Consider the following 15197-nt stretch of genomic DNA (forward strand, 5'->3'; position numbering starts at 1 on the left):
CTTTCGGAGGTGAACCCCGATGAGTCGCGCACGCTCGATCTTGCTGGCTGGCCTGCTCGTCCTATCGACTGTCGTTACTGGTGTCAGCCCCGCGCTGGCACAGACAGCCACGGACAGCGGGCCAGTCACCTACGAGTACACCGGTTCCCCAACGACGCTGATTGTTGATACCAGCAATCTCGACGGTGGCACGGAGTTTACTGTCGAGTACACCACGCAGGGCGGCCCGTCCACTGGGACGACCGTCTTAGCCCGCGAAACGTACAATACGGCGAACCTCAAAGAAGACCAACTCCTGTTCTTCAACGACGGCGCGTATGAATCCGTGAACGTCACCGTGTCGGACTACTCCGGCGGCGAACCGACGTTCGACTCCAAGAGCGGGCTTCTCGGCGGTGTGAACCTCGTTCGGACCGTCGTCGGGACCACCGGCGGCGACTCTGATTTGACCTGCGACACATCCGACCAAATCGGTAATGCACTCTCCGGCGTCGAGAATCTGGACTGTACGCCTCAACCGGGCACGACGACCGTCAACACGACGAATACCGACACTGCACAGGTCAAAACGGACATCTATCAGTCTGCCCTCAACAGCAATGCTAGCACTGACAACACGCTAACCGTCCTGAACAACGACCTGAAGGATGCTAAGACGCAAGCTCGCATTGAGGGCAAAAACGCCTATATCCGCGCACTGAACAACGGAAGCAGTAAGTCAGCCGCTAAGAATGCGGCTAAAGAGGCTGTAAGTGATTTCTACGCGACCCACCAGCGGAATCTGCTGGCTGAGTACACACTGACCGTCTCCCACTTCAAGTACCTGCGTAGTACTGCCCTCAACGAGAGCATAGACAGTAGCTACGTGGATACTGACGACCAGTCGCTATCAAGCACCGGAGACTACACTTACGACTGGAATCAACCGACAGACTCCGTAACTCTCACTGATGGCACGACTGAGGACTACACATACATCCAAATATCCAAGACCTACGGTCCGGGTGGCGACACCGAAACGTACGACCACTACATCACAAACACTGCGAAATCTGGTGCAACCCTCGGTATATCGGCGAAGTCGCTCGGAGTCCATGGATACAGTTCCGATACGTCATATGTTGCTGTCGTCCCCTTCGAGCGGTTCCAGTCTACGTGGACGACTATCGAGAATCAAGACCAGACTGTTCGGAATGAAATGGATACGCTGGCAGAGAACACGTATAGCGCCTATCAGGCTGGCGAAATCAACAATAGCGACCTCGTGGACCCGTACGTGCTGGCGTCCCAGCAGTCGCCGGGCGACGACTTCCAAGGCTGGGCCGCCGCACAGCTCACCCTGCTCGGCACGAACTCCCCAGAGAACTTCGACCAGATCGGGAGCTTCCAGATCACCACTGAATCCGGCACACAGTACGGGGGCGTACTGTTCTCTCAAGAAAATCCAGCCAGCGGTCAGTTCGAGAACGGAACGACCTACAACACGTCCAATATCGGTGGCACGCAGTACGTCGTTACCTCGGATCGCATTGTCGAACTGGATGGAGAGTTCACTATTGACAGCATATCCACGCAAGACGGTCAGACCGTCCAGAACGTTACTATCCAGAAAACCACGTACGAGACAACCAACGTCACCGAACTCAAACAGCAGTACGAGGATCTGGCACAGAAGCGAGCGGAGATCGAGGCGCGTGAGCAGAACCTTCGCGGCTCGGCTGGCGGTGGCCTGCTCGGTGGCTCATCCTCGTCACTCGTACTGGTACTGGTCGGCATTGGCGCACTCTACGCCGTAGGCCAGCGTCGGACGGGAGGTAACAACTGATGGTGTACTGGCTGGCTCTCAAACTCGTCCCCCGCGATCTGTGGCTCGTCATAGTCGCACTCGCCGCGCTGCAACTCTCGGGAACCGTCGATGTGATTGGGCCAGCCATTGACTTGGTGTCGTCCTGGCTCCCGGAACCGTCGCTCGACTGGCTCTGGTGACAAACTCGGATTTTCGACTATGAACCCACGTACGCCTATACTCCTCATACTGATCGTCAGCTGTATCGCTCTCGCTGCACCAGCGGCAGCGCAGGAAACAACGAACGAAACGGCGACCTCGACGAACGTCTCCGCACCGGACGGCGCGCCAAGTGATGTCGAACTCGTCGTCGACGAGAACGTGGTCGTCACAGACTACCGCTACGAGGACGGCCAGATGGTGATAGACTTCTGGTCGGACGAGTACAAAGTCGTCAGTGTTGCTCCGCAGGTTGACGCCGGATCGGAAGCGGGCAGCGTCTCTTTCCGTGCGGCTGTCGTCGATGCGGATACGACGACCACTGTTCGCGTGCCATCCAGCGGTGGCGTGACACTCTGGACTGAGCAGTCCATCGAACAACAACGGTTCCACTACCTCCGAAAGCCCAACTCGTTCATCATCACCGGCCCGTGGAGTGGTGAGGACGTTCGCAACGCCGCCCTCGGCAGTGCGCTTGGCGTCGTGATTGCGGTCCTGTACGAAGCCGTCTCCGCGAAAATCGGGTCGGCCCAGCGAGGTGAGCGACTGGCATGACCGACGACGAGAGCAACCCCGATCTCGACCGCGACGAGATGGCGCACAACGCTGACCCTGGCCCGGACCACAGTCGGACTTATCGACTGTTCCGCTGGTTCACGGAGAACCTGCTGTTGATCGCGTCGGGTGTCGGTATCGTTCTGTTCGTCATTGCGTCGATACTCGGCTACGAACTCCCGCGAAGCCTACGGCTAATCGGACTCTGCGCGCTCGTGACCATTCCGCTGGCCGGGCGACCGACGGGCAAGAAAGTCCGGTCGCTGCTCTGGGACCCGAATTACGTCTGGCTCGTCGACATTGACGCCCGTCACACGAAAGGCGGTATCTTCCGGACTCCTGGGCAACGGTTCCGCGAGTGGTCCGTCGAGGATGGCCAACTCGACTGGGTGAGTCCCAATCTCGCCTTTGGCAAGAACGTCGATCTCGAAGCCCAGACCGTCGACGGCTGCTGGCGCGGCACGCTCTCTGACCGGGAACTGATGCGAACACTCCAGGCAGTCGAAGAGTGTCGCGGCCAGCTCGAAGCTGACGCCAAGCGTGGCTTCGCCATCGAAGCCCAGGCGTTCACGATCATCCGCAACGCCACCCGAAAGGCGGTTCTCCGTATCGTGTCGACGTTCGAGCGCGGGACACTGCCCGACGAAGGTGACGCACTGACCGACGAGATAGATTCGGCTATCGAGCAGTTCGGACTTGACCGGAAGATTCGACACACAGAGGACGATGAGTCTCCGGAGTCTGATGTTCCGGGCGTCCGCGTCGACCTCGATCAGGACCTTGCCGACCTCGCTGGTGCTGGCGACGGAGGTGTTTCAGCTGATGATTGAACTCAACCTAACCCATCGTGAGAAGAGTATCGTCGTGGTGACTGCTACTGTGACGTTCATCGCTGGCTACTGGGCTGGCCTATGGGCAGTTCCGCCGCAGGCACTCGATGTACCAGTTGACGTGACGTATCGCGCCGGTGAAGAGGCATACCAAGCTGCGTACCGTCCTGTTCCTGAGCATCTCCCTGTGCTGTCGGTGGCGCTGCCGCTGATCGGCTTCGCCTACGCGTTCCGGGATCAGCTCGTGGAAGATGATACCGACTCTGCTGAGGTGCCAGCTGATGACTGACTCCGACGAACGACTGCTGACGGCGGCCAAAATAAACGAAGTCGTTGCTGGAAACATCGAGGGCGGTGAGTCACTGCACGAACATACCGGTGTCGTGGCTGATGATGCAGATCGGGCGACCCTGTCGTTCGTCTCTTCGCTCTTCGACCGAGGTGCTGAGGTGAGCGGTTCCCGGTCGTTCGGACAGACCGCACTCTCTGACGTTCTACAGTCCAAGTACCACACCGAAGCGGCTACCCGCGCCATCGAGAACGGCAACGGGTCGCTCGCTTCCTACCTCGTCGGCATCACCGAACAGGAACTTGACGCGTCGTCGCTGACGGTGACCGCTCGCCTGATGGATCGGCTCGACGCCGACGGGACACTGACGACGGTTCTCGCTGCGGGCCGACCCAACACTGGCAAGACGAACACGATGTTCCTGCTCGCCTCGGATATGGCTCGTGCTGTCTGGGACGACGTGCTGGTTATCTCGAACTCCAAGACCTGGGAAGGCGCTGACCGCTACGTCTCCTCGATGCACGAGCTGATGACGCTCCTCGTCGAGAACCGCGACGTTCCGAAAACGTTCGTTCTTGACGAAGCCAGCCGATACATGGATGCTCGTGTCTACAGCCGCGAAGTGAGTACGCAGTACGCTCCCGCGCTGAAGGCCATGAGCAAACTCGGCGTCGAGGTCGTCGGTGCGGTCGGACACACCGGAAAAGACGTCGTCCCAGAGTGCAAGCGACTGACCAACTTGGCGTTCTGGAAATCAGCCCCGGATGTTGTCGAGTTCTACACCAACTGGGACGGTGACGCAGACCGGCCCGACTCTCCGCTTTTCGATGCGGATCTGACCGATCTCGAACCGACACTTCACAGCTACGACCCGGACGACGTTGCCTCTTGGAAGTGGAATCTTGACCCTGACGTGTGGCACGGCTTCAACGACTGGGACCACTTCGGCGACCGTCTGGAAGAACTCGGCCCAACCACGTAGCCGAAGATCTCCACAACCCCGTCGCCCACCCACCTGCCGACCCACCGCTCTCAGGGGTCCGGTTTGCTTGGGGACAAGTCAAACCAGTTCATGCCTCGAAATATCACCGAATGGAGAAGATAATGTAATATGATTATAACAGGATTGGTTTCAGTGTAGATAGATTGGCTTAAACCGCCCCGGTATGCCCCTTGTGGGCTGTAGGGGCGGGTGATCTGGTTATAAATCTAATTTCTGCTGGATTCCCCAGCCTATCTTTTCAGCAAGTGCATCTGGGTTTTCAAACGGTTTCCACATTATTTCCTCACCATACTGGTCCGACATCTCAGTAACCATTGCTGATAAGTAGTGAGGCTTACTGGGGTTACTGTCATAGTTTCCCCATCCGGAAAATTCCCCAAACTTCCGTTCTAAATCGCCTTCTCTCTCCGGATCACTTTGATAATAAAGCACTGAATTTTCAACTATACCATTGTCATCTCCTTTAAATATATCTGCAATCTCGTACGTAGTTCCAACGGGATTTCCCAAGTATCTAAATATGAATATACTCACATCACCTACTCGTGCATAAGTTCGGCTCTGCTGTATATAATTGAAGTCAGGATCTATTAATTCAGATTGGGGAAATACGGAGTCTTCCCACTTAGCAGACCTTTTGGATTCGCGCTTAAACGGAGGAACACTTCCTGCTAAGAATGCGTTGAACCCATATTCTTTTTGTAATTCTTCTACAACGTCAGCAAGGAAATCCCGTATTTCGTTTTCAATTTCGTGAAGACCCTGCATGAACTCCTCTAAGTCAACTGCATTCTCACCACCAATTTGTTGAATTTTTTCACCCGCAAAACAATCAATCATGTGGTATTTACTAGTAAAAGGACCGAAAATAGGCACCAATATGTCTCTATGTTCAATATTGCCCCTACTTTCGATAATTGATTGTCTTATAACCTCATCTCCGACCATAGACGTTAGATGTCTAAATAGAACGACGCTATATTCTTATGATCAGAGAATGAGCTGCTTATATTGTATGCGGTAACAGTCTTATCGTCCTCTGTTAGGAATCTCTTATCTACTAACCCAGATTCTTCCAATTTCTGAATATCTGAGAGTAGATTGTACTCATCTTCTGAATCGATAAACTCCGATAGCTGTTCGAAGCTAACCCAGTTTTCACCATCCTTGTCAGTGTTCTCTAGTATGTATTCCAGAATTTCTTGACGATCAGGATGGTCTGCCAAGATATCAAGTACGTATCCTTTCTGCTGTTTTTCCAATTTACTCAGACCCTGCTCGCTGTCGTCATTTTCCCAGGCGCTGGAGTATTGGTTAATATTCTCATTTTCGAAACAGGGGTCATCGTGTTTGAAATTATCATTACTGCTGCTTTCACGTCTAGGGACTGAATCTCGCTTGTGTTCTTCTTTCCACTCAAATGTCATTTTTTGAGACCCTCTAAGAACTCTCTTGCCTGAGACAGTTCTTCTTGGATTAGCTTTTCTGCTCCTTCTTGCCCAATAACTGGTCCTCTGTGGTCAACCCTTCGATACCCAGTTGCATCATTATCCCTCATTTCAGATAAATCTTGTACCGCATGGAAGAGATCATCCTTGGAAAATCGTAGGCCATTGAATTGAAATTCTGACTCTACTCTCTGTATAGGGGGGAACTCAAAATTAGAAAAGGGCTCTTCATGTTCAATTTCTACGACAACTTGCCTGACCTCTATCTCATCAACAATTTCACCAATAGCGCTAAGTACGTTAGAAAAGGATTTAATCAGTTCTATCGAAATAATATCTATGTGAATATGGAGGCCCTCGTCTGAACTATCAAAGTCAATATAAACCTGATCGTTTTCCATGCCCGCTGATTCGATATCTTCTGCCGCGTCACTTGCGATAACAATGTAATTATCCTCTTTACTTGATGGACTTTTTTCCACAAATCGACTTCCCAATCCGTCAAATGGACCGATATCTACAATCTCCTCAAAGTTCGCCTTCCTTTGTTCTTCGTCAGAGTATTCCATCAGACAGATGGACATATGCTCAAATTCGATGGACTCCCAATCAGTATCTTCCATGGTATTAGTTTTGACTTGCATGGGCCTTCTCTCCTAACACATAAAATCGTTTCCAGTAGTATCAGTAATTAGTTCATAACAGCTTGTTATTGTACAATCCTGAGAGGGTCAGTAACTATATTTGGTGTTTTAAAGAGATTCAGGGACGTCTGGACGGGCCCCTAATAAGATATATCACAAGCATAGCTTAGCACACTAATTCCCCTAGATTCACTCCATGAGTCGGGGATGGCGCGGGCGTGGGTACAGCTCTACATCGACCTCGCCTTCGAGATACTGCTCACCTTCTGTAGTCAGTTCCACGAGGTCCTGATCTTCAGTCAGAAATGCCACCAGGTCCGCATCAGCCAGAACACGACACCGTTCTTGGACCTGTGCTTCGGTGGCATGAATCCCATCTTGAAGTGCAATCTGACTCGCGGTCGACCACGAATCGTCACGCAGGTGTTCCAGTATTCGATCGTCGATACACTGCTGCCAGCGGGCGGTCTTTCGTATCGTCATGGTGGAGGACTACTTACACGCCGTTCGTCTCTGATTCAGCCGTCGGCGATGGCTCTGAAATGCTGTTTTCTCCATCGATGTAGACGCCTTCTTCGGCGTCGTATTCTTCATCGAGGTACGCTTCTCCTTCCTCAGTAATCACGTAAGCTCCGTTCCCAACATGTCGGAGTAGTCCGTGTTCAGCTAACTCCTTACATCTACGCGCGATATGCGTTTGAGAGACTCTGATGAGACCACTTTCGTTGAGCTGCTTGGGTGTACCCGACCCCTCGTTTTCAGACATCCACTCTAGGATTCGGTCATCCCATACGCTCTGCCACGACCCAGATAGGCGCATTCTATTATCGCTTCTACGTGTGGACACCTAATACATTTTATAGGCCCTCTCAAGTTCTCTTACAACTTACTAACCACGTCGTTACATTTATGTTGTCAGCACGTTCTTGTGTATCTGCGGGTCACTGATGGTTCTTGTTCGTCGAGAACCGGGCCGTGCTGGTACACGGCCCAGAAGGTGGCTCCGCCCGGCAAACCAATGTCGTACGGAACCGATACGGGGAATACTCCCCGCACGAGAGTAGTCGAATCGCCTGCTGAAAAGTCCGCTGTTCGCCCGCGTACAGAGTATCGCGTCCGGTGTCCTGACTGTAACTTCTCCAAGCGGTACGACTCATACGCCGACGCGACCTCCCACCAGTGCCGTCATTCCTGCCCTCACTGTGACCGAATGCTCGGTCTGTCGGAGGTATCGAAGCAGCGACGAAATGAATCGCTTGATGCTGCTGAAGCAGTCGCGGCTGCCTGCGAAGCCCGCCGAGAACTTCGCATCGATGGTCCTGCACCCTCCGTTTCGAAGATACTCGAGGCGATGGGTCGAGACGGTGACGGCTACCCCCTTGGTGATAAACCAACAGAGGACAATGCGTTTGAGACTGCCCGCCAGCTGCTTGCCCCGACGGGGGAACCATGAGCGCCGACCTCGAACCGATAGCTCCGGCGACCGCGGTGAACCTCTACCTCGATCACCGAGAACCAGAGCTATCTGAAAAGTCCCTCACGAACCAGCGGTACCGGCTCAACTCGTTCATCGAGTGGACCCAGTCGAAGGGAATCGAGAACATGAACGAGCTAACTGGGCGCGATCTCCACGAGTTCCGTGTCTGGCGTCGACAGGGCAAGGGAAGCGAATACGGTGAGGTGTCGAAGGTGACTCTTCGGGGCATCCTCGCTACGCTCCGGAAGTTTCTCGAATTCTGTGCCAGCATCGACGCGGTCGAACAGGGAATGCGCGAACGGGTGTTACTCCCGGAGGTCGACCCCGAAGAAGCCTCGAAGGATGAGAAACTCGATACCGAACACGCCGAAGCGATCCTCGACCACCTGGATCGCTACCAGTACGCCTCCCGCGAACACGTTATATTCGGAATCCTCTGGCACACTGGTATCCGGCTCGGTAGCCTCCGGTCGCTCGACCTGGATGACTTCGACGCTGATGGGCAGTACCTACAACTACGCCACCGACCGGAAACAGGAACTCCACTGAAGAACGGACGAGCTGCCGAGCGGTCGATAGCTGTCGGTGATTTCTACACTGAGGTGATTCAGGAGTACATCGAGAACCACCGGGATTCAGTTACCGACGACTACGGTCGGGAACCACTCATCACCAGTGACCGGGGCCGTCTGAGCGAGACACCCATCCGGAGTACTGTCTATCAGTGGACTCGGCCCTGTATGGTCGGCGAGTGTCCACACGGAGAGAACCCGGAGAGCTGTGAGTACATGACTCGGGACACTGCCAGCGGTTGCCCGTCGTCCCGATCTCCGCACGGTATCCGCCGCGGCTCGATCACGAAACACCTTCGAGACGGGACACCGGAAGAGGTCGTTTCGGATCGGATGAACGTCTCGAACGATGTTCTCGACCAGCACTACGACCAGCGCAGCGAGCGCGAGAAGATGGAGGTCCGACGGGAGTTCATCGACGACGCATGAATCAGCATCAGTACACCCCAGCGGATGAATCTAGGATACGCGCATCCTCGAATAGGCTAACAACCCGGCGAGTCCATCCTTATTTTACCGTCGTGGATGAGAGATCGACGACACAGGTAGGCTGATTTGGGATGTAGCCCGGCAGATTCTATAATAAACCACACAATCGAGGGCACAATACTGTCTAACCAAGATATTAGGAGAAAAACCAGCTAGAGACATTACTAAACCAACCGTTACCCGTTGCTGCCGGATTCAATTAAAAGGTCAAGTTGGGGCTCAATTCGCATTACGTAAGTACCGTCCAGTCCACCGTATACGAATAATAAGGAACCTCAGTCAACTAAATCTTGTTTAGTGTTGTCACATATCACAAGCGTTCCAACATATGGCATAGCAATCTTGGTTAATATATGACATTTACGGAGGGTATTGTAATGTCAGTGGCTCCGGAATTCGACACACGGTGCCGGTAGTGTATACCGCTGGTAGGTCCCGTTAGAGGGAATACCTGCTGTTTAACCTCAGTAGGTCACCGATGGAACCGTTATTAGTATGGGTGAAACAGTAAACTTATGTGCAATAGTTGGTATGTAAATAAGTATGTTCGAGTGGGGCAGCCGGGGGGCTGGAGACCGGGGTGTATCGCATGTTCTGGGTGTGGTGTTGTTGGCAAGCGCCGTCATTGTTGGTGCCGTACTGATCGTTCAGGTGGGGCAACAGACAATCGGAGATGTCAACGACGACGCGAACGTCGAACTCGCCGAGGAGGTGCTGCTGTCGGTCGATCAGAGCTTCCAGCGGTCAGACACCAACGAATCAGTCGAGATCCCAGACCGGGTTCGGTCTGACGTCGCCGTTTCTGGCAACGCGGCATACAATCTGACGCTGAACGGACGCTCGGCCTGTTCGACGGGGAACCGCTCGCTGCAGACGATTCGGTATCAAAAGAACGGCCAACAGGTCGGCTATCAGGGCGGGGGTGTGTGGCGGATGACCGAGTCGGGCGCAACGATGTCGTCGCCCCCAGCAGTGAACTACGACGAAGGGGCACTGTCGGTATCGTTCGCAAATATCTCCGGACAGCAGATCCAGGGGAGTTCGGTTGCCATTCAATCCAACGCGACGGCCAAGCGGTCGCACGAAGCGGCACTGCAGATGGCCCTGTTCACCGACGCGTCCTACGAGGACGCGCGAACCGGCTCAATTTCGTCACCCAGTTATGAGTGTACTCCGTCGCAAGTCGCCAACGCGACATTGACTATCGAAAACAGTAGCTATGCCCGCGCCTGGGCAGATTGGGCACGGAGCACCTACGATGATCAGTACGTTGAGGTGACCCCGGCGTCTGTCAAGCCGGGAGAGAGCGTTCACATACGCTTTGCACTCGGCGACGTGACGAACCCGAAGTTCAAAGTCGAGGGTGTCACGGTCAAGCCGGACCCGTCAGACCCTGGGAAAGCAGTCGTGACAGCGACGGTCCGGAACACCGGAGGCTTAGAAGATACACAGGATATCACGCTGAAGCACAACCAGTCGGGGTCACCAAGCGAGGTGGAGGAGACAATGACCCTCATCGGCGGGGAATCGACCACTGTGAGTCGGTCGGTGAGCGTCTCGTCGGCGACGCCACACAACTTCACTGTGGAGTCAAAGCAGGACGAAGACTACAAAGTCATCAAGTATACGTCCGTCCACGGAACGCCGTCACTGGATGTCACCAGCAATTCGATTCCGGCAACAGCGCGGCTGAATCAGGTCCCATCGGCTGAGGTCACAGTCACGAACACTGGGCAAATGACGGCAGATCAGGAGGTCGTCTTCCGCGTCAACGGGTCGAAAAGCGCGACGCGAAGCGTGCTGGTCGGCCCTGGACAGAGCCGAACAATCGACTTCGGGCCGTCAATGCCAACGTCGGAGAACGGCACGTACGACCTGGAAGTCGAAACAGAGGATGATACATACTCACAACACAACGACGACGGACACTACTTCATCGTCGGTGATGCAGGTGTGTTCGAGATAGCGTCCGTTTCGCCGCCGGGTGGATTGCAAAGTGGGGATACGGCGACCGTTGACACAACGGTCGAAAACACTGGTGACATTCGGAAATCCACCGATGTCGAGGTCCGTATCGAGAACGCGTCTGGCAGCGTTGTTGCGTCGAAGACCACGACGCTCACCCTCAACGGGACTCGCCGAGGCACTGAGTCGGGGACCGCTTCAGTGACCAGTGGCCCGCTAATAGTCGGGTCACCACAGCAGTACACCTATGTCGTCGAGACACCGGACGATACCGGGTCAGGGTCCTTCGTCGTCGGTTCATCGTCGCCGCCGTTGTACGAGATCACCGCTGTAGACGTACAGAACCCCGTCGCACCGAACAACCAGACGAATATCAAGTTCGCCGTCGCGAACACCGGCGGAACCGAAGGAAAGCAAACACTGCGCGTCGAGTACAACGGAACGACCCACATTGCGGAGGACGAACGGCTCGACCCCGGGGAGAGCGTCACGCTCAATCGGACCGTCACGGCGCCCACCGAACCCGGAGATTACTCGGTAACCTTCTCGACGGCGAACCGGTCGCGACAGTCGACGCTGACCGTCGAGCCGGACTCGCTGCTCGAAGGGAACGGCTCGACGATCACGATACAGCAGTCGGTCAATGCTTCGGTTGCGCTGAAGGGTGCGGACCTGGAAGGCTTCTCAAATCGCTGGAACTACATCTACCATGCACCCGTGCAGATGTCACTATATGTCGACAACGGGTCCGACCCACAGTCGATCGGACTCTGGCGGGGGTACGAGAACGGCGACATCAATGGTCCGCACGCGGAGCAGCGCCTCATCTCTGACGAACACGAGAACCCGTACTACTACTCCGATTCGTTCGAACCCGGAACGGAGATCTCAGTCTTTGCAAAGTCCTACGGCTGTGACAGGTATTCCTACACCTCTCCTTCGATTGAGCTGGCTGGTTATGACACGAAGTACTGTAGTGACTGGGATACATACGACACGACCACTGTCAGCCAGACACAGAACCAGCAGAACCTCGTCATCCTGAACGACGGCGACGAGCTTCCAGCGTTCGAGCAAGCACAGTGGTACCAGCGAGACATTCAGGATACGCTCGGAAGCCGCGTGAACGACACGGGGTATCTCCAACTGGGCGACGGGGAACGCGCACTCCTCTATGAACTCTCACAGGAGGACGCAGACCCAGCTAACGCGGCAAATGACGGCGACCCTGACTATAACGATGCCGTTGTCCTGTTCACAGTCAACGCAATCGAAAAAGACGTACAGACGGGTCCGGAGTACAACCTCATCGACACCGACGCCCCAAGCAGGGTTGATGAGACAACCGACGCAACGCTGACGGCTGAGGTAATGAACGTCGGCGGAAAGAGCGGTGAAGCTACCCTAGAGAGCAGCTTTGATGGCAACAGTGCCGGGACGAACTCGACGACAATTGAACCCGGAGAGACCGAAACCGTCACGTTCACCCTTCCGACTAGTTCAAAGGCAACTGGGGAAAGCTATCCGTACACGGTATCTATCCCCGGTACGCAACAGAAGGCGAGCGGGAACGTGCGTGTCGGTGATACGGAAGGACAGTTCATGCAGATTGATTCAGTCCGTGCCGAGAGCGTGATTGACAGTGACGACACGGCAACGGCGACTGTCAACGTCACTAACGTTGGTGAGCAGGACGGTACAGATACCGTCGTCCTCCGTGCGAAAAACAACGACGATGCAAGTCCGTCATTTACCGACATCGACTCGAAAACCATGGCAACGGACCTCAACCCAGGTGAAACCCGACAGTTTACGCTTGATATGCCGACCAGTCGCGGCAACTACACCTACTACATCGAAACGTCGAACTCCACGTCCCCGGAACTGTCGTTCTTCGTGGGGGAGTCGAACGTTGTCGTCAACGACACGCAGTCGGTGAACATCGGCGCGGAGACCTACAACACCTCAGAACTAATCGAGCGTCGCGGCGGCGCACAGCGGATGACCGTGGAGGTCCGCAATAACGGGACCGTAGGTGACGAACGGGAAGTGAACCTCACAATCAAAAACAAAAGCGACGGGTCGACCGTCTTCGCCGGCTCCGAGATGGTCACTGCTGGGACCGGCGACCTGACCAATACCGATCCGTTCCCGGCTTGGGCGGGCTACGACGTCGATCTCGACCCCGGCTACTACACCTATGAGGTGACCGTGTACGACGAAACGGCGAGCGGCACCGTGGCCGACACCGCGACGGGTGAGATATATCTCAAGAACGTCGACGAAACGGGGGCGACCGGGAACGACTCACCGGTTACGGTCGACTCAGACACGGTGACACTCGGTAGCTAAACAGCCGCGTCGACATCCTTCTGCAGTCGCTTGTTCGTCGGACGATACTTCGAAGGCAGGCAATACGACGGCTCCCAGGATTCGAGCGGTAGCGATGCCTCTCACCAGTCGAGCGCACGCAAAGAAAAGCTGAGCTGTGTTGAACCGAGTTAGCCGAAGAGTTCGCCGAGGCCCTCACCGCTTGCCTCGTCGTCCTCGTCGTCATCGTCGTCGCCGCCGTCGTCGGCAGCCTCTTCTTCGGCTTCCTCGTCGGCCTCGTCGGCCTCGTCAGCGCCACCCTCGGCGGGTGCGGCCGCGCCACCGCTTGCCGGCACCGGTGCCGCAGCGGCCTGGTCGACGGCCTCCTCGATGTCGACGTCCTCGAGGGCGGCGACGAGGGCCTTGACGCGGGACTCCTCGACGTCGACGCCCGCGGCTTCGAGCACGTCAGTGAGGTTGTCTTCGTTGATCTCTTCGTCAGCTTCGTTCAGGATGAGTGCAGCGTATACGTATTCCATTGTTGTAGTGTGCGTTGTTAGAACATCGCTCCGAGCGCGTCGCCGGCGTCTTCGTCTTCGTCGTCGTCGTCATCGTCGTCGGCCTCCTCGGCCGCGTCGTCGGCGTCCGCGTCGTCCTCGGATGCGGTGTCCTCGTCTTGGTCGTCAGTCGGTTCCTCTGTCGCCACGTCGGCCTCGACGCCCTGGAGTTCCTCCGGGAGTGCCTCTTCATCGTCAATTTGCGAGGCGAGCGCACGGACCTGTGCGTCAGCCTTGCTCACGAGGTCAGGCACGACCTCGGGGTCCTCGATGGCCGCCTGGAGCGCGAGGCTCTTGGCGTTGCCACGAGCGGACTGGAGCATTGTCGGGGCCGTCGTCGCGGTCGGGTAGTCGGCGTTGACCGAGAGATTAAACGCTCGGCCGGCAGCCGCCTGGATGTCGCTCCGGTACTCGTCGATATCGAGTTCCAGCTCCTCGGGTTCGAACAGTACACCGTCGGCGAAGACGGCGCGGAGGTCGAGACCGACCTCCTTCGGTTCGATACCGAGTTCGTTCAGGACGTTCGCGAGTTCCTGGGAGACTTCCTCGCCGGTGTCAAGCACGACCGAGTCAGAAAGGACCTGAATGGAGCCTTCCTGGATGCGTGCGTCGGCACCCACGCTCTGGAGTTCGCCGACGAACGGACCGGGGTCGACGCCCGTGTCGCCTTCCGGAATCACGATGTCGTTCGGGGCCACCTCGCCGGCACCGATGGGTGCGGGCGTCTTGGAGGCCTCGAGTTCCTGAAACAGCGAGAACGGGTTGTCGTCGGTCCCGATGAGCCCGACCTGCCCGGTGATGTAGCTGTTGAGGTCTTCGAGTCCGTCGTCGACTTCGTCAAGCGCACGCTCAAGCAGCGTGTTCCGGGAGACGCGAAGTTCGGCGGTCCCGTGCAGGTCACGTCGCATGTCCTGGAGCTGTCGGGACGGAATCCCGGCGATGTTGACGACGCCGACGCTCTCGTAGGACTCGATCATCGCTACGATGGCGTCGACCTCTTCCTGCTTCCACTCGGGAATGGTCTCGGTCTTGCGTTCGGATTCGGCGCTCATA

15 protein-coding genes are annotated in these 15197 nt (G+C 55.9%); 8 read left to right on the plus strand and 7 right to left on the minus strand.

Features of this window, described 5'->3' with window-relative positions:
* The first annotated feature begins 19 nt into the window (after positions 1–19).
* From Har1131_RS07795 to Har1131_RS07815, 6 genes are read left to right on the plus strand one after another with little or no spacing between them, the layout of a single operon-like run.
* Positions 20–1825, plus strand: coding sequence for a hypothetical protein (locus tag Har1131_RS07795; RefSeq protein ID WP_151145798.1), 1806 nt, complete (start codon positions 20–22; stop codon positions 1823–1825).
* A complete protein-coding gene (locus Har1131_RS21680; RefSeq protein ID WP_023843035.1) occupies positions 1825–1986 on the plus strand; it encodes a hypothetical protein in 162 nt (53 codons plus the stop codon). The genes Har1131_RS07795 and Har1131_RS21680 overlap by 1 nt, the downstream gene beginning before the upstream one ends.
* A gap of 19 nt (positions 1987–2005) precedes the next feature.
* A complete protein-coding gene (locus Har1131_RS07800; RefSeq protein WP_151145801.1) occupies positions 2006–2560 on the plus strand; it encodes a hypothetical protein in 555 nt (184 codons plus the stop codon).
* Complete coding sequence (locus tag Har1131_RS07805; protein ID WP_151145804.1) at positions 2557–3390, plus strand: hypothetical protein; 834 nt, start codon at positions 2557–2559, stop codon at positions 3388–3390. Before Har1131_RS07800 ends, Har1131_RS07805 begins: the two co-directional genes overlap by 4 nt.
* Positions 3383–3679: a hypothetical protein gene (locus Har1131_RS07810; protein ID WP_151103555.1), complete on the plus strand. Its 297-nt coding sequence runs from the start codon at positions 3383–3385 to the stop codon at positions 3677–3679. The genes Har1131_RS07805 and Har1131_RS07810 overlap by 8 nt, the downstream gene beginning before the upstream one ends.
* A complete protein-coding gene (locus Har1131_RS07815) occupies positions 3672–4661 on the plus strand; it encodes a hypothetical protein (protein WP_151145807.1) in 990 nt (329 codons plus the stop codon). The genes Har1131_RS07810 and Har1131_RS07815 overlap by 8 nt, the downstream gene beginning before the upstream one ends.
* A gap of 219 nt (positions 4662–4880) precedes the next feature.
* On the opposite strand, the gene Har1131_RS07820 is transcribed toward Har1131_RS07815, so the two are convergent.
* From Har1131_RS07820 to Har1131_RS22140, 5 genes are all read right to left on the minus strand, one after another.
* Positions 4881–5630: a hypothetical protein gene (locus tag Har1131_RS07820; RefSeq protein WP_151145813.1), complete on the minus strand. Its 750-nt coding sequence runs from the start codon at positions 5628–5630 to the stop codon at positions 4881–4883.
* A 5-nt stretch (positions 5631–5635) separates the two neighbouring features.
* Positions 5636–6109, minus strand: coding sequence for a hypothetical protein (locus tag Har1131_RS07825; protein WP_151145816.1), 474 nt, complete (start codon positions 6107–6109; stop codon positions 5636–5638).
* Positions 6106–6753 carry a hypothetical protein gene (locus Har1131_RS07830; protein WP_151145824.1) on the minus strand — a complete coding sequence of 216 codons (648 nt, stop codon included), beginning with the start codon at positions 6751–6753 and terminating at the stop codon, positions 6106–6108. The genes Har1131_RS07825 and Har1131_RS07830 overlap by 4 nt, the downstream gene beginning before the upstream one ends.
* 210 nt (positions 6754–6963) lie before the next feature.
* Positions 6964–7257: a hypothetical protein gene (locus Har1131_RS07835; RefSeq protein ID WP_151145836.1), complete on the minus strand. Its 294-nt coding sequence runs from the start codon at positions 7255–7257 to the stop codon at positions 6964–6966.
* 13 nt (positions 7258–7270) lie between these two features.
* Complete coding sequence (locus Har1131_RS22140; RefSeq protein ID WP_225308098.1) at positions 7271–7399, minus strand: phage repressor protein; 129 nt, start codon at positions 7397–7399, stop codon at positions 7271–7273.
* Between the two features lie 824 nt (positions 7400–8223).
* Here Har1131_RS22140 and Har1131_RS07845 point away from each other — a divergent pair.
* Together Har1131_RS07845 and Har1131_RS07850 are read left to right on the plus strand one after the other, a co-directional pair.
* Entirely contained in the window at positions 8224–9252 is a 1029-nt protein-coding gene (locus Har1131_RS07845; RefSeq protein ID WP_151145843.1) for a tyrosine-type recombinase/integrase, read from the plus strand.
* A 603-nt stretch (positions 9253–9855) separates the two neighbouring features.
* The gene (locus Har1131_RS07850) at positions 9856–13629 is read left to right on the plus strand and encodes a hypothetical protein (protein ID WP_050036753.1); all 3774 of its coding nucleotides are present in this window, start codon (positions 9856–9858) and stop codon (positions 13627–13629) included.
* 149 nt (positions 13630–13778) lie between these two features.
* On the opposite strand, the gene rpl12p is transcribed toward Har1131_RS07850, so the two are convergent.
* Together rpl12p and Har1131_RS07860 are read right to left on the minus strand one after the other, a co-directional pair.
* Positions 13779–14126, minus strand: a complete 348-nt coding sequence (gene rpl12p / locus Har1131_RS07855) for a 50S ribosomal protein P1 (RefSeq protein ID WP_050036752.1) — start codon at positions 14124–14126, stop codon at positions 13779–13781.
* A gap of 17 nt (positions 14127–14143) precedes the next feature.
* Positions 14144–15196, minus strand: coding sequence for a 50S ribosomal protein L10 (locus Har1131_RS07860; protein WP_050036751.1), 1053 nt, complete (start codon positions 15194–15196; stop codon positions 14144–14146).
* Position 15197 lies beyond the last annotated feature (1 nt).

The organism is Haloarcula sp. CBA1131 (assembly GCF_008728975.1).
Lineage (GTDB): Archaea > Halobacteriota > Halobacteria > Halobacteriales > Haloarculaceae > Haloarcula > Haloarcula hispanica.